The organism is Bacillus sp. Xin1, from assembly GCF_013314535.1.
Lineage (GTDB): Bacteria > Bacillota > Bacilli > Bacillales > Bacillaceae_G > Bacillus_A.
On record NZ_JABUAE010000025.1, the window covers coordinates 53,117 to 73,403 of the forward strand.

The window sequence follows — 20,287 nt, forward strand, 5'->3', positions numbered from 1 at the left end:
AGGTAAAGGTTATGAAAATTATCTTTTCTTCTTTACATCCTTTTGTGAATTTTTTCTATTATATTGGGGTGATGATACTCTGTATGGTGTGTCTTCACCCTCTTTTTTTAATTGGTGCTATTATTATGATGGTGCTATTGAACGTTATACAAGGAAATTGCGAGAGAATAAGAAGAATGTTGCCAAGTATGTTCATTTTCTTTTTGATGGTTATCGTGCTAAATCCTTTGCTAACACATAGGGGAGCCACTACATTATTTCGCTTAGGAGATAATCGAATCACATTAGAAGCGTGCATGTATGGACTCATCATGGGGTTATCGTTACTTGCTATTATGTTCACATTTACTTCTTACAATGATATTATTTCAAGTCATAAATTTTTGTATTTGTTTTCACGGGTTTCACCGAAAGTTGCGCTATTGACAATGATCACGGTGCGTTTTGTTCCTTTATTTATCCGGCGTTTAAGACAAATTACACTTGTTCAAAAAACAAAAGGCGTTCAATTAGATTCAGGCTCATTCATCGGGAGAATCAAAAATGGAATGAAACTTTTGCAGGTGTTACTTGTTTGTTCTTTAGAAGATGCATTACAAACGGCAGATTCCATGCAAGCGCGTGGGTTTGGGGTGACAAAGCGTAGTACGTATATACGGTATCGCATGGGGAGACAAGATTGGTATATACTTGCGTCTTTAGTGGTTTTATTACTAAGCAGTTTTGTGCTCAATTATTACGGCGCTGGCAAATTATCAATCTATCCAAGAGTGGAATCACTTGTATTTCAGCAATATGATGGAATACTATTCGTTTTATTTTTACTATTTATTAGTTTACCAATCCTAATGGAAGGGAGGGAATGGTTATGGTGGCGCATGCAGAAATAAAAGACTTAGCTTTTACGTATGCAGATGAAAATGTACAAGCATTAACAGATGTTTCGTTAACGGTTTCTCAAGGTGAATTTATTGTGCTAGCTGGACGTTCAGGATGTGGTAAGACAACGCTTTTGAAACATTTTAAGAAAGAGTTACTTCCGATTGGAAAGCGCACAGGTAGTATGTATTATAATGGAGCTTCTTTACTCGAGATGCCTAATTTATTATCAGCGCAAGAAGTCGGAATGGTATTTCAAAATCCAGAAAATCAACTTGTTATGGATACGGTTATTCAAGAATTGGCATTTTCTCTTGAGAATGTTGGTCTAGAAACAAAAGTCATCCAAAAGAGAATTGCTGAGTTAATTAGCTTTTTAGGATTTCAAGATTTATTACACCAGTCTGTTCACACATTATCAGGGGGACAAAAACAACTCGTTAATTTAGCGGCGGTTCTTGTGCTGCAGCCTAAATTGTTACTTCTTGATGAACCGACAGCGCAACTTGATCCAATTGCCGCAAAAGATTTTTTAGGATTATTAAAACGGATTAACGAAGAACTTGGAATTACAATTATCATGAGCGAACATCGTTTAGATGAAGTCATTTCATTAGCAACTCGAGTTGTGTTTATGGATGCAGGGAGAATTATGTATGATGGAATCCCGCAACATGTTATATCGAAAATGTGGGCATTAGAAGAATCTCGATCGTTTATCCCTCAAATTTCAAGGTTGTTTTTAGAATGGGGTATAGAGAAAATTCCATTTACGGTAAGGGAGGCGCAAACACAAATTCATTCCGAGTTACCAATCGAACATGAAGTACCGGCTATATCACAGGTAGAAACAAAAGAAGTGATTTTACAAGCAAAACATATATCTTTTCAATATGAAAAAAATAGTCCGTTTATTTTGCAAGATTTAACGCTAGCAATTGAACAAGGCAAGTGGACTGCGCTTGTTGGAAAAAATGGTACAGGAAAATCAACACTTTTAACTATATTAGCAGGACTAAACAAAGCTAGAAGAGGAAAGGTGCGGTGGAACGGAACGGAAATTCATAAAATGAAGTCCAAGGAACGATTTGAAAAAATCGGATTTGTATCACAACATCCCTATTATCATTTTACATTTGAGACGGTGTGGGATGAAGTGTTTGAAAGAGCAAATGAATTATATGGTGATAGAGGGAAAGAAATTGCAGAAGAGATGTTAAACCGATTTTGGCTGTATTCCATTCGCAATCGTCATCCACATGATTGTAGCGGGGGAGAACAACAGTTAATCGCACTATGCACAGCCTTGTTATCTAAGCCCCAATTATTATTATTAGATGAACCAACAAAAGGGCTGGATCCAGAGAAAAAGGAAAGATTAGGCGAACTGTTTCAAGCGTTACAAAAGGAAGGAACAACAATTGTGATGGCCACACATGACATTGAATTTGCAGCGAAATATGTGGATCATTGTATGATGTTATTTGATGGGAAAGTCATTATGGATGATGCACCAAAGAAATTCTTTAGTGATAATTTCTTTTATACAACATCTATTAATCGTTTTATTCGCAAGCAATTACCTTATGCATTAACGTGGGAGGATGTGTATCAAGCGTGTCCAAACGATATGTTGCTCTCATAACGCTTATTTTTATTCTTGTAATAAGTACACTTCTGTTTACTTCCTTTGTAACAGATGAATATTTTATTTGGTGTAGTTTATTTCTATTGTTCATTATTATGTTACCTTTTTATATACGATTTGAACGGAAAGCATTTGTTTCACGTGAAATCGTTATTGTAGCTGTTTTAGCAGCCATAGCAGCAGTTAGTCGTGTACCATTTTCTCTTATGCCGAGTGTACAACCAACTTCTTTTATTATTATTGTATCTGCAATTGTTTTTGGAAGTGAGACAGGTTTTATGATTGGTGCAACGGCAGCACTTGTATCTAATATTTTTTTAGGACAAGGACCTTGGACACCTTGGCAAATGTTTTCTTGGGGAATGATAGGTTTTACAGCTGGTTTACTACGAAATACATTTATTATGAGAAAGTTATGGGGAAGAGTCATCTATGGGTTCATAGCCGGTTTTGTTTTTGGCTGGATTATGAATTTGTGGGGGATACTTGGCTTTTTAGAAGGATTAACATGGAAAGACTTTATGGCATACTACGCTGCAAGTTTTTACTTTGATTTCGCTCATGCGCTTTCAAATGTAATTTTTCTTGTTTTGTTTAGTTCATCATGGATTAGAATTATTACGAGATTTAAAAAGAAATATGGGATTTTAGATGATAACGAGCGATTATATCAAGGAAACAAAGCATAAGCATATATCATAAAGCATAAGAATATAACGTAGGATCGCGACTTACATATTCGTTTGCCTCTTTCATGCTTCTTGCCATTGGTGAGAAGCATTTTTTTATAATACTTAGGTTTAGAAAATGTCAAAGAATTGTTTTAATATATTCAACTTTCGTATGGAACTTTTTTTATAATAGGAAATGAGAAAGATTTTCAAAGAGGAGATGTAATATTCATGAAGCTAGTTGTTCCAAAGCAGCATGGCGCGTGGGGGATGCTGCTGATTCCGTTTTTACTTAGTGTGCTACTTGGTAAACCTACATACTACCATATTCCACTCTTTATCGCTTGGTTATTTATCTATTTAGCAACGTATCCATTTTTAATGTACATGAAGCAAACACGAAAGAAAGAATTTTTACATGCGGCAATTATTTATTTTGTTATTGCATGTGTTTTCGGCATCGTATCTTTACTATATGAATGGGAAATTCTTTTATTCGCGGTTACGATGATTCCACTCTTTATCGTAAATATATACTTTGCCCGTCAAAAAAAGGAACGAGCATTAGTAAATGATATTTGTGCCATACTTGTTTTCTGCATTGGTGGTTTGATTAGTTATTATTTTTCGATGAAGACAATTGATGGGACAGCATGGTGGATTGCGGCTGTTTCTTTCCTTTATTTCTTAGGTAGTACATTTTATGTGAAAACAATGATACGTGAAAAGAATACTCCTACTTACCGCTATGTTTCATGGGGATACCATATTTTCTTAATCATTGCTTCTTTCGTAGTAAATCCATGGCTGTCTCTTATATTTATACCGAGCCTAGTTCGTGCAATCGTATTGTATGGTAAAAAGATATCTATATTAAAAGTTGGAGTTTTAGAAATCGTTAATTCTGTATATTTTTTAATTGTGACGGCAATACTGTTGCAGTATGCCATTTGAGATATCGCCCATCTAGTAAAGAGATGGGCGATATTTATTTTTGTTCTAAAATATCAACCGTTTGATTACATTTTTGTAATGCGTTTTCCACAGCTTGTAGGGATTGTTCGATTCGCTCCCGATTATCGCTCTTTTCGACTGTTTGTAATGCATGTTCTAAACAATTCTTTGCTTCTTGCAACGAATGGAATGAATCTTGAACGTATCCGCGGGCATTTTTATCCATCATAAATTCCTCCTTTTTTACATACAATTTTAGTATGAGCGTTAGGAAAGAAAATATAACTTATTGTATGTTGTTTGACAATTATAATAAAAATAGCTATAGTAAGATATAAAGTGAATATTTTCTTATCCAGAGAGGTGGAGGGACTGGCCCGATGAAACCCAGCAACCGCGATGCAGGTGCTAATTCCAGCAGAACATATTTGTTCTGGGAGATAAGACGAAGATATACGTAACTTCTTCTTATCGAAGAGGTTTTTTTATTGCAAAAAACCTCTTCCAAAAACAACAACATAAGAAGAAAGGGGTTGCAATTGTACTGTGACACTTGAAAAATACGTAAAGCTGCGTAGTGCAGTATATGAATATATGATGGAGCAAGATAAACCAATATCACTATTAGATATTCAAGAACATATCGTTTCGCATCATGAAGGAAAATTCACGAAAAAAATGTTACACCAATTTTATTTATCAAGGCTATTAGACGAATTGAAACTGGATGGGAAAATTACTTTAGCTAATGATGAATACCACTATGCTGAAAAAGGGGTATATTATAAGGCGAGAAAAGGGAGCTAGGCTCTCTTTTTTTATGTTATAATTTATCTGAAAATTAAAAGAAGTATGTAGAGTAAAAGACTGCCAAAGCAGCCTGATACAAGGGAATGGTGTTGAGTGTGTAGTGTCAAAAGTTGAATATGCCCTGAAAGAGGCATTTCATTCGGCTATAAATGAAAAGAGACACCTTCGCCGAGTAGGTGTCAGTTGGTTTGTCATATAGGCTTGCTACTTGACATGTATTAGAATATCACGCAAACCGTTGGGAGTCAAAAGGGAATTTAAGGAAAGGTGTTGTTAAAAGGTGAACATACTCATCGTTTATGCACATCCTAATCCATCTAGTTTCAATGCAAACATTTTAGAACATGTGCAAAAAGGACTTCAAGAGACGGATCATTCTGTTACATTGCTTGACCTTTATAAGGAACAATTTAATCCAGTGCTTATTTTCAATGAAGATAAGAGAAGACGGGATTTAGTATATGAAGAAGAAACTGAGAGATATAGAAATTTGGTCAAAGAAGCAGACTCTTTTATTTTTATTTATCCAATATGGTGGTGGGGCATGCCTGCTATTTTAAAAGGATTTATCGATCGTGTGTTTGTTGCAGGGTTTGCATATAAATATGAAGGTGTAATGCCGAAAGGGTTGCTTATAGGGAAAACAGCGTGGGTTATTAATACTTTAGATTCACCGTTATGGTACGTGGCACTCTTATATCGCTCTGCTGATTGGGTAATTATAAAAAAGGGTATTTTACGATTTTGCGGTATACGTCAAATTAAACGATCTGTCTTTCAATCAATAAAAACAAGTAAAGTAGCAAAACGTGAAAAGTGGCTTTTAGAAATAAAGGAAAAGGCTAAAAAATTATGGGTGAAGTAGAAAGTATAATGAAATGCTGCAATCGGAATGATGATTTGTTTCGTACGTATATCGTTTGTTTACTTCAATTGAAACATCATAGCGAGAGTTTTCAAAAAATGTATCAAGAACTAAAAGCAGATTATTTAATAAGAGGAATTTGTGAAAGAGAAGTTGATGGAATTATCAAGGAAAGTAAAGAGTATAAAATGTATGATGTACCGAGAGTATTAAGGTGGGATTTTTTGCGGAATCATCCATCGATGATTGAAACTGTTTGTGCGACGTTATTTACATATAAAAGGTTAAATCTTTCATGTGAAGAATGGGGAAATGTAATTAGATGCATAGAAAACGAATGATTATCACTATAGTTATTATATAAAAAAGCTAGTATAACACTAGCTTTTTTACATTGCTTCGATTTAAATGATAAGGAAACATAAACCAATTACTACGCCAGCATAAAGGAGGTTAACAACACAAAATCCCATAATGTCACGTGCACCTAAACCGGCGATTGCTAATGCAGGTAATGCCCAGAAAGGTTGTATTAAGTTCGTCCAAGCGTCTCCCCATGCAATTGCCATTGCGGTTTTCGCAGCAGGTACACCAAGCTCAGCACCAGCTGGGATCATAATAGGAGCTTGTACAGCCCATTGACCGCCTCCAGATGGTACGAAAATATTTACAATTCCTGCACTTAAAAACGTGAATAGAGGGAAGGTGGTTTCATTCGAAATGCTAATAAAGAAATTAGAAATTGCTCCTCCAAGTGAAAGGCCTTCGCTGTTTGCTCCAATCATCATTCCCATAATTCCTGCGTAAAATGGAAATTGGAGTAGAATGCCAGATGCGCTTTTCGTCGAATCTGAAAAGGCGCGAATATATTGAATCGGAGTACGGTGAAAAATAAGGCCAGCAATTAACAGTATAAAAATAACGATATCAAGTGTCAGGTTAAAGCCTTTCGTACTAAAATAATGAACAATATAAATAAGACCTAATAGTCCAACACATACCGTTATCCAAATGCTATTTTCCATTTTCTCAGCAAACGTACGAGCTTCTATTTCTTGAGCAGCAGCTTCTTCTTGAAATACGCTAGGATCCACTGTAATCGTATGATTTTCATCCGGATGCATTGCCTTATTTATAAGTGGCATCGTTACTAAAAATATAAGTACAGGAACGAGCGCATATGGTGAAAATAACGTTTCTGTTATAGGGATTGCTTCCTTTATACTTCCAGCAGTTGTTTTAATTAATGTTTCGCCGCCAGATGCTAAAGTAAGTGGTATAGAGGCGGAAAGTCCCGCGTGCCAAATAAGAAATCCGGAATAAGAAGAAGCGATGGCAAGTCGATAGTCTAAATTTTGTATGTGTTTTGCAACTTCCTTTGCATATAAAACAGACACTACAATGCCGAATCCCCAGTTTATGTATGCACCAAGTAAACTAACAATAGAAATAGCGATAATACCTTGTCCGCTTGTTTTCGGCAGTTGTGCAGCTTTTGCTAAGCCTTTGCGAATGAGCGGAGCGTTAGCTAATGCAGAACCTGTAACAAGTACAAGTGCCATTTGCATGGCGAAGGCTAAAAGGCCCCAAATTCCATCTCCCCAATGAGCAATCATTTCTACAGGTGATTGGTGCGTCGCAAACATGCCAAATAAGATAACAAAAATTGTTAATAGACAAGATAAAATAAAGGGATCTGGTAAAAAACGTTGCACAAGAGCAACACAACCATTTGTAAAAGAGCGAAACAAATTCATCAACCTCCTTAAGTTTTTTCTTTTACATATTCGCTGTGGGTAAAGAGATAACCTTTATTAAACTGAAGATTCAGATAAATGATAAAAGAAAAGCTTTCACCCTTGTGAAAGCTTTTCTAAGTGTTTGGCGATCTGTACATACATATTTGAATAAGTAGCATGAACATCATTACTTGGATTCGCATTTGATGAAAAATGTACAATTACCATATTTGCTTTTGGATCTATATAGAGACATTGTCCATAGCTTCCTAATACTTCAAAGGCGCCCTGTTCATTATGAGGAATCCACCATTGATTATGATAAGAAATAGGTGCCCCTTGTCCGATTGCTAATTCACCTTCTTGTACGCTCTGTACATTTTCTGAAATGGAGGAGGGGAGAATTTGCATGTCATTGTAACGACCGTTATGTAAAATCAATTGACCAAACCTAGCCATATCTCTTGCAGTAGCGTTTAAACCGGCACTCGCTTGTTCAACTCCTGTTTTATCTGTAACATAATACGCATTTTCTTCCATACCGATTTTGGACCAAATGCGTTCACTTACATTTTCGGTTAATGATTTACCAGTTACGGTCCGTATAATCCAGCCAAGTGATTCAGATGAACCGTTATTATAAGAAAACTGTGTTCCAGGTGGTGCAGTTTCTTTTGCTTCTTGTAACATATCGTAAATTTTCATTGGACCGTTATAGTTTTTACCACGAGGAAGAATATTGCTGGCTAAATACAACTGCGCATCTTGATTTTCTAACCCTTGCTGCATATATCCATGTGTAGGGTATTCAGCAGATACTTTCATGTCCATTAATTGTTGGATCGTTGCTTTTCCAAATGGAGTATTCCGTAATTCTTTGACGTAAGTTTCAGCAGTCTTATTTACATCGATGAGTCCTTCTTCGGTTAATGATTGTATAAGTGCCCCGGTAAATACTTTTGCTAAAGAAGCCATTCCATGCGGGTCATTTTGTTTATATCCATTGAAATACTGTTCATAAACAAGTTTTCCGTTATGCACGACGACAAAGGCATCTGTTTTATTCTCATCTAATAGTTTCTTTAACGGAATATTGCTTCCGTATTCTTTTTTTACAGAGAAATCATCTAAGTTTTGTAATGCGGTAGGGAATGTTGCTACTTGCATAGGATTGTTTTTCACTTCACTTGTTAACGCTAGTTCTTTCATATGTGTGTATGACCAGCGTAAATAAGGATCTTGTAACCAATTTTCTTTTGTTACGTTCTCTTTAGAAGGAGAGACTTTATTTTGTTTAAAAAATGCAAATCCAAGCCCAGTTAGGATAAACAATAGTGTAAGTATGATTAATAAAAGGGGAGATTTTTTTAAGTTCATCTATGTACCTCCTTGTTATTTCTATAGTAAGTATACGCTCGTTTTCTTAGAAATACAAAATAAGGAAAGTAAACAGAGGAGTTTACTTTCCTTATTAACACTAAGCTGATAATTTTTTGTCTGTATGTTGCTTTTTGAATTTTTGTTTTCTGCCATGTAGGAAGTAATAAATAAGTAATGTAAACGCAACGATAATGGCAGCAACGAAATACATATTATGATAGCTTGATTGTGTAGCTACGATACCAAGTACAAAGGAACCGAAACCAATACCGCTATCAAAGAATGAAAAATAAGTAGCTGTTGCTGAGCCGCGTCGATGGTTTGGAGCTGCGGAAATAGCAATCGTTTGGAAACTTGGAATCAATGTTCCGTAGCCTAAACCAATTAATACACCTGCACCAAGGAACCAAAATGACGTTTGTGCTTGGCTTAAGATGAACATTCCGATTGTAAAAATAATAATGGAAGGATAAACAAGTATATTTTCACCGAAACGATCAAATATCTTTCCTGTAAATGGACGAGAAAGAACAACAACAAGTGCGTAAACGATAAAGAAGTAACTTGCAACTTCCTCTACACCAATTTCTTTTGCGTAAATAGGAATAAAAGATAATATGCCACTATAAGAAAATGCTAAAACAAATCCTGTAAGAGCAATTGGAACGGAAGCAGGTTCAATTAAATCTTTCCATTTCATTCGTTCGCGTTTTTGTTTATTTACTGGTTTTTCATGTGGAATATTTACAAGTAAACCTAGTAGGAATGCTAATAATGAAAATACAGAACAAACGATAAACAGAACTGTAAATGAAAAATGTGAAATAATCGTTAAACCTAAAAAAGGACCGATTACCATCGGCAGACTCATAAATACACCAAAATAGGCAAGTGCTTCACCGCGGCGATGAGGTGGTGCGACGTCTGTAACAATTGTACCTGTAGCTGTAGTCGCCATTCCAAACCCAATCCCGTGAAGGAAGCGAAGGGCAAGTAATAAGAATAAACTTTGTGCACCAAAATACATGACGGTAGCAGCTAAAAATAAGGAAAGAGAAATAAATAAGATCTTCTTTCTCCCTAAATCGTCAAGCCACTTCCCGGTAAACGGACGGCATAGGACAGAAGAAATAAGGAATACAGTTGCGACTAAACCAATTTCTTCAGGTTTTCCTTTCAATCCGTCTATTACATAGACGGGCAGGGTGGTCATAAGCATGTAAAACGTTAAAAAGAGAAACAGACTACTAAAACAAGTTCCAAGGAAGTCCTTCGTCCAAAGTCTCTCACTTTGCATCGTCATCCCTCCTATTAATCATCTAAATTTTTAATAATTTTTTGTAGTACTTGAAATGCTCGTTGCAAATCTTCTTCATCAATATTTTGCAACGTTTTTTCTTCGAAAGTATCAACTTCTTCTTGCCATACTGGAATCATTTTCAGTGCTGTTTCTGATAAGGAAATGAGCTTTTCACGGCGATCTTTTCCTTCCGTTCGAATAATCCAGCCCATCGTTTCCATACGCGTTAATGTACGAGTCATCGTTGGAGATTCAACGTTTAAGTATTGACATAACTCAGTTTGTGTACAAGGTCCTGTTTGGTTGATGCGGAAAATGACAGCCCACTGTGCACTAAATAAACCTGTTGGTGACACACGTTCATTAAATTTTTTCGTAAACTTACGAGAAGTTTGACTGACAATGTGAAAAAAATACTGTTTTTCGTCCATTTGTTTGATCCTTTCAAATTAGTTACCTAGCTAACTATATACCCTTTTGCCAAAATTGTCTAGTGACGGACATGTTGTTTTATGTAAAAATTTTGTATCGTTTTTGTGTTGAGAACATACATTCTGCATGGTATGCTAAAGGTAAGTTTAGAATTTTCTTTCTATTAAAATTGAATGGGGGAGAATGTGATGATTAAGCCTGCAACAATGGAGTTTGTTTCGCTGTCAAATGGAGAAACGATTGCATATCAAAAAGTTGGAAGGCAAAGTAAAGAAATACTTGTACTGATTCATGGGAATATGACATCCTCACAGCATTGGGATTTAGTTATTGAGAAACTACAGGACGAATATCATATTTATGCCATTGATTTAAGAGGATTCGGGAAATCGACATACCATAAGCCAATAGATTCATTGCAAGACTTTGCAGATGATGTAAAGCTATTTATAGATGAACTACAATTGAAGAAATTTTCACTGATGGGCTGGTCAATGGGTGGTGGTGTTGCGATGGAGTTTGCAGCTTGTCATCCAGAGTACGTAGAAAGGTTGATTTTGGTTGAATCAGTAGGAATGAAAGGATATCCTATTTTCAAAAAAGATATAAACGGTCAACCGATCGCATCCAGTTTATTAAAAACGAAAGAAGAAATCGCACAAGATCCTGTTCAAATTGCTCCTGTACTAGATGCAATTAAAAATATGAACAAGCTCTATTATCGAACAGTTTGGAACTTACTCATTTACACACATAACAAGCCAGAACCAGAGCGTTATGAAAAATACTTAGAGGATATGTTAACGCAGCGTAATTTTGTAGATGTGAACTATGCCTTAATTACATTTAATATTTCAGATGAACATAATGGCGTTGTGCCGGGAAATGGACATATTCATCAATTGCAAGTGCCGACACTCGTTTTACAAGGAGATCGTGATTACGTTGTTCCGCAAGTGGTCGGAGAAGAATTAGCGAAGCATCTTCCTAATGCAAAGTTAACTATATTAAAAGATTGCGGGCATTCACCGTTTATCGATTGCTTAGACGAATTTATTCAGCATGTTACAAATTGGTTGGAACATAAATAAGCTGAGCATATAAAAGGGGGTTAGAAGCGGGTTTTCTAACTTCTTTTTATATGCTTACACATTACTGTTCAAAACGTTTATAATGAAGGCTGGTGAACATGTAAAGGGAGAGGGAAGCGGATGTCAATACGATTTACATTTTGGATTATGGTTGGAATTGTTGCAATTTCTGGGTTATCACAAGGGATGCTTCTTCCAGCGATCGCAATGATTTTTGAACAAGAGGGGATTCGTTCTAGTTTTAACGGTCTTCATGCAACGGCGTTATACATTGGAATTTTATTTATTTCGCCATGGCTTGAAAAACCGATGCAACGGTTTGGGATGAAACCGATTATCGTAATTGGTGGTTTTCTTGTTATTATTTCATTATTCTTTTTTACACAAACATTTTCATTTTGGGCATGGTTTATCCTTCGCTTTTTAGTTGGAGTAGGAGATCATATGTTGCATGTCGGAACACAGACGTGGATTACGACGACATCTGATCCTAGCAAAATAGGAAGACAAGTCTCTATATATGGAGTCTTCTTTGGTATTGGTTTTGCCGTAGGTCCATATTTAGCGAGCACTGTCCAGTACGGACTTGCAACGCCATTTATTGTATCGACAATTCTTTGTTTAATTGGATGGCTATTGCTATTACCAACTAAAAATGCCTTTCCAGAGCAAGATCATAAAGGAGAGAAAAATGAATCATCACTTTCTCGTTACAAACAAGTATTTGTTCTAGCTTGGATTGCGCTGATGGGACCTTTGGCCTATGGCGTGTTAGAAGCAATGTTAAATAGTAATCTGCCAGTATATGCACTTCGAAAAGGATGGTCTGTCTCTGATGTATCTTTCTTACTACCAGCATTTGCAATAGGAGGAATCATTACGCAAATTCCGCTTGGTATATTAAGTGATAAATACGGAAGAGACCGCATTTTAACATGGACATTCAGCATCAGTACAATCATCTTCTTACTTGCGGCAGTATTTGACGGGTATTATTGGATTATATTTGGATGTATGCTATTAGCTGGAATGGTAATTGGTTCATGTTTCTCTTTAGGGCTTGGCTTTATGACGGATTTATTACCAAGACATTTACTGCCAGCTGGAAATATATTATCCGGAATCGCCTTTAGTATTGGAAGTATTATAGGGCCTGTATTAGGAGGCATATTTATAGAAAAAATACAGTATACAAGCTTTTTTATAGCGGTTATGATGATAATGGCAATTATTGCACTTCTATATATCGTATATATGAAAAGTCAATCCGCATCAAGACAAATAGAAAGCAGGTTAGGGCATGACAAAACAACCTAATAAGAAAAAATTTGAAGTACAAGAGAATGAAACAATTACAGATTGTTTAGCACGTATGGAACAAGAAGGATATGCACCATCACGCCGCATGGAAGAGCCGATCTTTCATGAAGTGAAGAAAGATGGAAAAACAGTTGTAGAGCCCTGCGGGAGAAGGATTGTTTTTGAAGGGAAGTTGAAGTGAGGAGAGGTCGTGAAAATGACCTCTCTTTTTTATGGGGTAGTAATCAATGTTATATTATTTTTTGTAAATCATATAGAGGAGCGTTTCATCTTAATAAATGGTAAAATGGCTTTCACTTTTTGGTAAAATATTCACATGAAATTACTTATACAAGAAAAATTTTGAAAATAATTACAAGGTAGATTGTATGTAAAGTATTGAGAAATCGATTGTTTTATTAAAGGAAATAAAGGAGGACAAACATGGGGGAGCATTTGATAGATTCCATTGGTAACTTTCTTCATATTTCATATACAGATAGTGAAAGAAAGCGAGATAATTACGATAAACTACATGGATATTTACAGGCGAAAGAAGGTAAACTGCGAACTTTAATCGAGCAAGCCGAATCAGCAAAGCGTAGTTACGAAGGAAGCAGTCATGGATTGCCACAAGATAAAATTCCTGCCCGTGAATTTGAAGCAGCTCGGCACAAGAAAGATTCAGAATTAACCGAGACGATAAATTATTTTCGCCAAATGCTAGGAGACGTTACGTCTGCTAAAAATAAAGCGTATTACAAGTGGGAGGAATATAAAGCAAAAGCAGATGCGGAAAATAAAGCTGAAGCTGAAGAAGCGGCTAATGCGTTAAAGAATTTATTCGGAAAATAAGCGAAGATAAAGAAGTATGGAATACGATGGGGGAATAGAAATGCACGGTAAAGAAATCGAAATTTCTGGAAGCGAAGCGTTAAATGCTATTTCTTATGCTGAGCAAATTGAAAAAGGGGTAAAAGATTCACTCCAGCAAGCAAAGGAATTACAAGCATACGTCATAAGTTCACATTGGAATGGGAAAACACGTGATGCTTTTTTAAGCTATTTAGAATTATTAATTCAATTTAATACAAAAATGGCAGAAGCACTTGAAGGGCATACGAAAGCACTTAAAGAGCTTGATAAACATATTCAATCCTTTACAAATCGTCCTGAAGTTGAAGGCGTAAAGAAACTGTGAAATAGGACTGGGGGAATGAGGAAATGGTACATACAATTGAGAGTTTTACCCCTGGTGAGCTTTATGTATTAGCTGGTGCCGCTGGCATTACATATTTATTTGGTTTACCAGAGCGCGAAAAACTTACTTTAGCGGATCCAGACTGTGTAACAAAAGCGACAGAAAAGTTGAAAGCGAAGAGATTAATTACGGGAGAGAATGGTCTCACACCAGCGGCCTTTCAACTAATTGAATTATTAAAAGCGTATCAGGAAAGTAACGAGTACACACGGTTTAATAACCTTTTAATCGGATTTTTGCCACAAGATAAAGATAGAGTAGCCGTATTGACGGAACGAAAACAAAATGAGGAATACGAAATTGATTACATAGCGAAGCGCGATGTCTATTTCTTGTTATTACAACGTGTTCCATTTTTAATGCGAGAACCAAGAGAAATAGAGCATACTTTTTTAACGAATAAAATGACAGAAGAAAAGCAGCGGTTCTTTGAGGAAATGGATTTGTCCAAAAAAGATTTATTGGCCGTTGAAACATTTTCTCGTCCGCGGGACCGGCGGCTAGGAAACAATGCGAAATGGGAATGCTTCTTGTACTTTACGGAGGGGGAAAACTTCATTCAAGTTGATATCGAACGTAAGCAGTACGAGTGGGCCAGTCTATATGCGGTGAATAAGAAGTTATACGACGGCTTGAAAATGCCATATAAAAAGTTAATTGATCTAAGACAATTCTCATTAGGAGGAATGCGTTAATGCAAGTATCTATGAGCGATGGAGGTACAGGGGGAGCAGGTGGTAATTCAGAAGTATTAGTAAATTTTTCTGAAATGGTTACAATCGCGATGCGCCTTGAAACAATTTATAACCTGTATGCGAATGGTGTACAGCAAAATATTAATAATCTAGCAAAGTCACATTTCTATCAAAAAGGTGAGGCAACAAAAGTTACCGATCATTATAAAGACATATTAGAAAAAACAATGGAATTGGCGGATAACTATAAACAAGCTGCAATGGTTGTGAACTATACACTTGAAGAAATGATAAAAAAAGACGAGGAATTACAAAAAATATTACAAACTCTTGAGTAATCAAGGTGCGGTAGTGGGGGGATGGAAAAGAGATGGATGTGCAATATAGGCCAGAACCTTGGCAACAAATGAAAGATGGGATAAATGAGATTACAAAAGATGCAATTATGAAATTACGGGAAGCAAATGAACTTTTAGATGATATACAAGATAGAATACAAGAATTAGATTCAGATAGATGCATTTATTTCCATCATAGAAACCAAGAAAGGAAAATAAATACATTACTTGAGGATTATACAACTTTACATACATACTGCGATGATGCAGGACGCGTCGTTTATGAACATATAGATGAGCCGTTCTATAAAGATATGGATGAATTTGCTCAAAAAATGAGAGACTTATCTATCCGGGACTTTAAAACAGAAAATCGAATTGGTGCCACAACGACAACAACATTACCAAGTGAGCATGCGTATGGGGCCCCGCAAACAATTACGACAAAAAAAGATAAAATAACAGTAGATGACATTTTTAAAGAATCACTTGCCTTTGATCATGTGCTTCGCACGCAGTATAAAGAAGTCAAAAAGCAAAATCCAGATGCGAAACTAAGCTACGGGGAATATCGAAAACTAGTCCCGTCTATGCGAGGATTCGAGTATACATCAAGAGAAGACGAGCAAAAAAAATTAGAAACATGGCGTGATTTAGCAATAGGAGGAGCACTAATCGTCACTACAATCCTCTGTCCGCCGCTCGGAATCGCCGCCTCAGTTGCATACGGTGGTCTACAAGTAAAAAGTGCCATCGAAGGGGAAGATTGGGGTACACACCGAAAACTAAGCAAAGAAGAACGATTAGAAGCTGGTTTCTTCGGAGCACTCGACCTCATCCCAGGGCTAGGTTCAGCAGCAAAAGCATTCAAAGGAACACTCGACCTCGGATCCCTTGCAAAACTAACAAAATTGAAAGAAGGAATCGCTGATTTCAATCCAAATCTGGGGAAAAATGTGGTACAATCGTTAAAGGATAATGAGACGTTAAAGAATGCATTACATACATTGAAAAAAACGAAAATCCCAGTAGCAATCAGGTCAGCAGACACTGGAATGGGAATGAAAATTCCTTATATAGAGCATTCAACTGTTGGAGAAATAGCGGAAAACTTTACAAGAGCGCGAGCAGCAGCTAAGGATGATGCTTATCAACTTGCGAAGGGGAATGGTAGTTCGGGAGTTAGTAAGGAAGTTAGTGGGGTTGGTGAAGTTACTAAACATTTAGATGATGTCCCGTATGTGAAAACAGCAGAGGACATTATCGCGGAGAGAACAAAAGGGTTAGACTTGACTGAACATCCAACTCAAACTAAACAAATGAGTTCTAAAAAAATGAAAAAGTTAAAAGAAAAAATTGAAAACAGAACTATAACAAAGAAAGAATATGAGGACTATATTTGGAATAAAAAGTTTGGTAAAAGAAGAGATGACGGTGTTAAGAAATTTTGGTATCAGGAGCAACAACGCTTATTAAACAATGAGCCCCCTACTAGAAGCTGGACATCAGAGCAGATACAGGATATTCTTGTTGGTAAAAAACCTAAATTTGATGGGAAACCTATTGCTGGGCATCATACTTATAGCGCTTCAAAGTATCCGCATTTAGCTGATAAAGGGGAGATAATTTATCCTGCTACATTTAATGAACATTTTTATGGTTGGCATGGACGACGTTGGAAGAAGAGTTTACCAGGGAAACCTATAAAAACAATAAAAGATTTTTAATGAAATAGGAGGTTATTGATGGTTATGGTGAAAATGAAAATAAAAATAGATGATGATGCAAATAAATTAAAATATATATCACTTATTAGGGGGAAAAGCAGCCATAGTATTTCTGAAATTAAAAAAAGGATTGATGATAGTGATTATGTATTAGAATATGATTATTTTGATACAGACGAACTAAAGGTATTAAAAGAAATAATGGATAAACTAATAAAGGTTGGAGCAACAGTTCACTTGTTTCAAGAGGATAGGGAAGTACCTATTGATTATATTGATAACCTCATAGGTTCTTATGAAGAAATTGCTCATGAAAGAGAGATAATGGATGACAAAATTTTAGGTGAAGATGACTGATACATTTTTGAAAGATAGTATAATTAAGTAAAGAAGTAAAAATTAATAAGAACAGACATTAATTTAAATTAATGTCTGTTCTTATTTTATTATCTTTTAATTAGTAATCAAGTAATTAATGAAAAATTCTATCCCTCAAAGGCGTTGAACCAGCTGAAGACGGTACATTGATAGGGAAGCAAGGTGGCCCAGGGAAGGTTACTGAGTGGGTTAATACGCGCCATGTAGAGAGTAGTAAGTTTATGGATGGTAAGATTCAGGGGATTGAGGCTTCGCTTGCTAAGAGGAAAGGGAATGTTGGTTTAGGAGCTAGTGGGGTTAAGGGGAACACTAGTAAGGCTGATGATGATGTAGTTAAAGATGGTAGTCACTTTTTTGATGAATTTAAATTGAAACCTAATGTGAAATATGAAACAAATGGATATCTTTATCAAACGGATGAACTAGGACGAATTAAGAGAGCTTCTGGAGAATTAACGTTAGAGATGGGAGAACGTTAAGCATCAGCTAGCTGCCGGGGGGAAGATAGAGCTAAAGCTCCTAGTACTCAAGGAGATCATGGTGGACATTTAATCGGTACGCAATTTAATGGATCTCCGCTAATTGATAACATAGTTGCAATGAATGGTAATGTTAATGTAAGTGCTTATAAAAAATTGGAATCTGCTTGGGCAAAAGCTTTAAGAGATAAGCGGGAAGTTATAGTTGATATTAGACATGTATATGAAGGGAATTCTGTAAGGCCTGTTAGCTTTAACATAAAATATAGAATTGATGGAGAAAAATTTAAAGCCAGTTTGAAAAATGTATATGGAGGAAAGTAAATGAATACAGAGAACTTGGAAAGTATTTATCAAAAAGTAGCTATACAGTTAAACAATATTATTCCAGAATCATGGGAAAAAGTAATGGTATATTCAGAAGTTGATGAATATAGTGATTCGACGGTATTTTTCTACTATCCAAAAAATAAGCAGGAACCTTGGACTAATTTAACATTTGAGTTATATTCTACTGGTAAGTTTGATATTGAGTTTGATTATACTATATTAGAAGAAAATAATTATAATCATTATGAGAGATTAATTATATGGAAGTATAGGAATTTGGGTATTTTCCCTGATGAAAAAAGAGAAAGTGATGTGAAATTAATTAGAGAATATATTAATACACAAAAATGATCTCTACTAGAGTTATAGATATAAAGTGTTTGAAAATACATACTCTATGATAGAACAGAAAACGAAGTACGAGCTTAGGCGAGATGACATTTTACTGGGCGATGAATATAAACACACATGGAATGCATATTAAACTAACGAACTCGTACAAACTCGTAACCTTTAACGTAGTAGTTGTCACGACATATAAAAGGTGTCATACTGTTACTACAAAATTTACAAATTTATGCTACTTAAAAATAGATGAACTTAAAGCACTTGATTGTTGAAGTGAACCCAAAAAGTTAGACACATATTTTAAGCAGCTAATGAGGAATAAGTTCTGTATTGTACAGGGCTCATTCCTTTTAGTTTTGTTTTGATTCGATCATGATTATAGTAGTGAATATATTTTTCTAATTCTAATTTAAAGTGTTCCATACTTTCGAACTCTTGTAAGTAGAGTAATTCAGACTTTAATAAGCCAAAGAAATTTTCGATGACTGCGTTATCTAAACAATTCCCCTTACGAGACATACTTTGTGTAATTCCTTTTTCTTTCAATACATTTTGGTATTGCTTCATTTGATAGTGCCATCCCTGATCCGAGTGGAGGATAGGAAATTCATCATCTTTTAATTGTTGAAAAGCCTTATCCAACATCTTTGAGACTAACGGATAAACAGGACGCTTCTCTACGTTATACGCAATAATTTCACCATTATATAAATCAAGTATCGGGGATAAATACAACTTCTCACCATGTATGTGGAATTCTGTCACATCTGTAACCCATTTCTCATTTGGTTTCGTTGCTCTGAAATCACGCTTTAGAATGTTTGGTGCAATATTACCAACTTTTCCACGATATGAGCGATACTTCTTCATACGGATAATAGATTTTAAATTCATTTCGCTCATTAAGCGACGAACTGTTTTGTGATTTAATATGATACCTTGATTACGTAATGTCCATGTAATACGACGATAGCCATATCGACCTTGGTGCCTATGAAAAATCTGTTGGATCATTTCTTTCACTTCGTGATATTTATCTGGGCGGTTCATTCGTTTCACCCAGTAATAATATGTACTACGCGGAATATCAGCGACTTTTACTAAGTCAATGACTTTAAATTCGTGCCTCAACTCATAAATTATTTGCGCTTTGTCTTGTTCTGTGACTTTTCCTTTTCTTGAATTAAGGCATGTAACTTTTTTAAATACGCATTCTCCATACGTAATCTCTCAATTTCCGCTTTTAATGCTTCTTCTGACCCTTCTACTTGTTGATTTTTTTCTGGCTTCTTTTTCATAGGTGGACGCCCCTTTTCCTTTGGTTGAAGAGCGTCAATCCCTTGTGTTTCAAATAAATGTTTCCACTTCCACACCATGCTAGAACTAGAAATGTTAAAAACTGTAGTGGCTTCTGCGATGGACGCTCCCATCTCGTTTATAAATTTAAGTACGTCCATTTTAAACTCAACAGAGTAATTTGTATATGTCTTTTGAAGACCTGCCAATCCATGTTCCCGAAACTTAGCTACCCATTTTTTTAACATCGTCATATCTACACAATGCTTTTGAGCTATATCTTTAAAGGATTCTACGCTGTTAAGATAATCGGTAACGGCAGATAACTTAGTTTCTAAAGAGTATTTCGTCATAAAAAACTACACCT

At 35.8% G+C, this 20,287-nt stretch carries 24 protein-coding genes, 1 pseudogene and 1 riboswitch; of the genes and pseudogenes, 19 read left to right on the forward strand and 6 right to left on the reverse strand.

Annotated features, from left to right (window positions below):
• The first annotated feature begins 11 nt into the window (after nucleotides 1–11).
• The 4 genes from HRG09_RS19245 to HRG09_RS19260 all read left to right on the forward strand — a co-directional run bounded on the left by HRG09_RS19245 (nucleotide 12) and on the right by HRG09_RS19260 (nucleotide 4,152).
• A complete protein-coding gene (locus HRG09_RS19245; RefSeq protein WP_174102478.1) occupies nucleotides 12–890 on the forward strand; it encodes an energy-coupling factor transporter transmembrane component T in 879 nt (292 codons plus the stop codon).
• Nucleotides 863–2,524 (forward strand): ABC transporter ATP-binding protein, encoded by a 1,662-nt coding sequence (locus HRG09_RS19250; protein ID WP_174102479.1) that lies wholly within the window; start codon nucleotides 863–865, stop codon nucleotides 2,522–2,524. The genes HRG09_RS19245 and HRG09_RS19250 overlap by 28 nt, the downstream gene beginning before the upstream one ends.
• Entirely contained in the window at nucleotides 2,497–3,216 is a 720-nt protein-coding gene (locus tag HRG09_RS19255; RefSeq protein ID WP_174102480.1) for an ECF transporter S component, read from the forward strand. Before HRG09_RS19250 ends, HRG09_RS19255 begins: the two co-directional genes overlap by 28 nt.
• 213 nt (nucleotides 3,217–3,429) lie before the next feature.
• Nucleotides 3,430–4,152 carry a YwiC-like family protein gene (locus HRG09_RS19260; RefSeq protein WP_174102481.1) on the forward strand — a complete coding sequence of 241 codons (723 nt, stop codon included), beginning with the start codon at nucleotides 3,430–3,432 and terminating at the stop codon, nucleotides 4,150–4,152.
• A gap of 34 nt (nucleotides 4,153–4,186) precedes the next feature.
• Here HRG09_RS19260 and HRG09_RS19265 read toward each other — a convergent pair whose 3' ends face one another.
• On the reverse strand, nucleotides 4,187–4,378 hold the full coding sequence (locus HRG09_RS19265) for a hypothetical protein (protein WP_174102482.1): 192 nt from the start codon (nucleotides 4,376–4,378) through the stop codon (nucleotides 4,187–4,189).
• Nucleotides 4,379–4,500: 122 nt separating this feature from the next.
• Nucleotides 4,501–4,599, forward strand: a riboswitch (SAM riboswitch).
• Between the two features lie 99 nt (nucleotides 4,600–4,698).
• Here HRG09_RS19265 and HRG09_RS19270 point away from each other — a divergent pair.
• The 3 genes from HRG09_RS19270 to HRG09_RS19280 all read left to right on the forward strand — a co-directional run bounded on the left by HRG09_RS19270 (nucleotide 4,699) and on the right by HRG09_RS19280 (nucleotide 6,168).
• On the forward strand, nucleotides 4,699–4,959 hold the full coding sequence (locus HRG09_RS19270; protein WP_174102483.1) for a hypothetical protein: 261 nt from the start codon (nucleotides 4,699–4,701) through the stop codon (nucleotides 4,957–4,959).
• A gap of 283 nt (nucleotides 4,960–5,242) precedes the next feature.
• Entirely contained in the window at nucleotides 5,243–5,827 is a 585-nt protein-coding gene (locus tag HRG09_RS19275) for an NAD(P)H-dependent oxidoreductase (RefSeq protein ID WP_174102484.1), read from the forward strand.
• Nucleotides 5,815–6,168: a group-specific protein gene (locus HRG09_RS19280; protein ID WP_174102485.1), complete on the forward strand. Its 354-nt coding sequence runs from the start codon at nucleotides 5,815–5,817 to the stop codon at nucleotides 6,166–6,168. Before HRG09_RS19275 ends, HRG09_RS19280 begins: the two co-directional genes overlap by 13 nt.
• Nucleotides 6,169–6,231: 63 nt before the next feature.
• Here HRG09_RS19280 and HRG09_RS19285 read toward each other — a convergent pair whose 3' ends face one another.
• The 4 genes from HRG09_RS19285 to HRG09_RS19300 form a co-directional block, all read right to left on the reverse strand.
• Complete coding sequence (locus tag HRG09_RS19285) at nucleotides 6,232–7,578, reverse strand: short-chain fatty acid transporter (protein ID WP_174102486.1); 1,347 nt, start codon at nucleotides 7,576–7,578, stop codon at nucleotides 6,232–6,234.
• A 102-nt stretch (nucleotides 7,579–7,680) separates the two neighbouring features.
• On the reverse strand, nucleotides 7,681–8,943 hold the full coding sequence (locus HRG09_RS19290) for a serine hydrolase domain-containing protein (protein ID WP_174102487.1): 1,263 nt from the start codon (nucleotides 8,941–8,943) through the stop codon (nucleotides 7,681–7,683).
• Between the two features lie 100 nt (nucleotides 8,944–9,043).
• The gene (locus HRG09_RS19295) at nucleotides 9,044–10,243 is read right to left on the reverse strand and encodes an MFS transporter (RefSeq protein ID WP_174102488.1); all 1,200 of its coding nucleotides are present in this window, start codon (nucleotides 10,241–10,243) and stop codon (nucleotides 9,044–9,046) included.
• Nucleotides 10,244–10,257: 14 nt separating this feature from the next.
• Complete coding sequence (locus HRG09_RS19300; RefSeq protein ID WP_174102489.1) at nucleotides 10,258–10,677, reverse strand: MarR family winged helix-turn-helix transcriptional regulator; 420 nt, start codon at nucleotides 10,675–10,677, stop codon at nucleotides 10,258–10,260.
• A 174-nt stretch (nucleotides 10,678–10,851) separates the two neighbouring features.
• Between HRG09_RS19300 and phaZ the strand changes: the two genes are divergently transcribed.
• The 12 genes and pseudogenes from phaZ (at nucleotide 10,852) to HRG09_RS19355 (ending at nucleotide 18,627) form a co-directional block, all read left to right on the forward strand.
• A complete protein-coding gene (phaZ, locus tag HRG09_RS19305; RefSeq protein ID WP_174102490.1) occupies nucleotides 10,852–11,769 on the forward strand; it encodes an intracellular short-chain-length polyhydroxyalkanoate depolymerase in 918 nt (305 codons plus the stop codon).
• A gap of 120 nt (nucleotides 11,770–11,889) precedes the next feature.
• Entirely contained in the window at nucleotides 11,890–13,086 is a 1,197-nt protein-coding gene (locus HRG09_RS19310; RefSeq protein ID WP_174102491.1) for an MFS transporter, read from the forward strand.
• On the forward strand, nucleotides 13,070–13,270 hold the full coding sequence (locus tag HRG09_RS19315; RefSeq protein WP_017151742.1) for an NETI motif-containing protein: 201 nt from the start codon (nucleotides 13,070–13,072) through the stop codon (nucleotides 13,268–13,270). Before HRG09_RS19310 ends, HRG09_RS19315 begins: the two co-directional genes overlap by 17 nt.
• A gap of 242 nt (nucleotides 13,271–13,512) precedes the next feature.
• Nucleotides 13,513–13,923 carry a hypothetical protein gene (locus HRG09_RS19320; protein WP_174102492.1) on the forward strand — a complete coding sequence of 137 codons (411 nt, stop codon included), beginning with the start codon at nucleotides 13,513–13,515 and terminating at the stop codon, nucleotides 13,921–13,923.
• 40 nt (nucleotides 13,924–13,963) lie between these two features.
• Nucleotides 13,964–14,269, forward strand: coding sequence for a WXG100 family type VII secretion target (locus tag HRG09_RS19325; RefSeq protein WP_174102493.1), 306 nt, complete (start codon nucleotides 13,964–13,966; stop codon nucleotides 14,267–14,269).
• A gap of 23 nt (nucleotides 14,270–14,292) precedes the next feature.
• Entirely contained in the window at nucleotides 14,293–15,024 is a 732-nt protein-coding gene (locus tag HRG09_RS19330; RefSeq protein WP_174102494.1) for a DUF5081 family protein, read from the forward strand.
• Nucleotides 15,024–15,362, forward strand: coding sequence for a hypothetical protein (locus HRG09_RS19335; protein ID WP_174102495.1), 339 nt, complete (start codon nucleotides 15,024–15,026; stop codon nucleotides 15,360–15,362). The genes HRG09_RS19330 and HRG09_RS19335 overlap by 1 nt, the downstream gene beginning before the upstream one ends.
• Before the next feature lie 32 nt (nucleotides 15,363–15,394).
• Nucleotides 15,395–17,089 (forward strand): hypothetical protein, encoded by a 1,695-nt coding sequence (locus HRG09_RS19340; protein WP_187427742.1) that lies wholly within the window; start codon nucleotides 15,395–15,397, stop codon nucleotides 17,087–17,089.
• Between the two features lie 18 nt (nucleotides 17,090–17,107).
• Nucleotides 17,108–17,446 carry a hypothetical protein gene (locus HRG09_RS19345; RefSeq protein WP_254610129.1) on the forward strand — a complete coding sequence of 113 codons (339 nt, stop codon included), beginning with the start codon at nucleotides 17,108–17,110 and terminating at the stop codon, nucleotides 17,444–17,446.
• A 167-nt stretch (nucleotides 17,447–17,613) separates the two neighbouring features.
• Nucleotides 17,614–17,946 carry a DNA/RNA non-specific endonuclease gene (locus tag HRG09_RS29070; RefSeq protein ID WP_254610130.1) on the forward strand — a complete coding sequence of 111 codons (333 nt, stop codon included), beginning with the start codon at nucleotides 17,614–17,616 and terminating at the stop codon, nucleotides 17,944–17,946.
• A gap of 39 nt (nucleotides 17,947–17,985) precedes the next feature.
• Nucleotides 17,986–18,270, forward strand: a pseudogene (locus HRG09_RS29075) (DNA/RNA non-specific endonuclease); the annotation flags it as partial.
• Nucleotides 18,271–18,627, forward strand: coding sequence for an immunity protein YezG family protein (locus HRG09_RS19355; RefSeq protein ID WP_174102496.1), 357 nt, complete (start codon nucleotides 18,271–18,273; stop codon nucleotides 18,625–18,627).
• Between the two features lie 297 nt (nucleotides 18,628–18,924).
• Here the strand turns inward: HRG09_RS19355 and HRG09_RS19360 are convergent.
• Nucleotides 18,925–20,273 (reverse strand): IS3 family transposase gene (locus HRG09_RS19360; RefSeq protein WP_174102497.1). Its coding sequence is split into 2 segments (ribosomal slippage): nucleotides 18,925–19,817 and nucleotides 19,817–20,273, totalling 1,350 coding nucleotides; the frame shifts between segments, so codons are not numbered across the junction.
• Nucleotides 20,274–20,287: the final 14 nt, after the last annotated feature.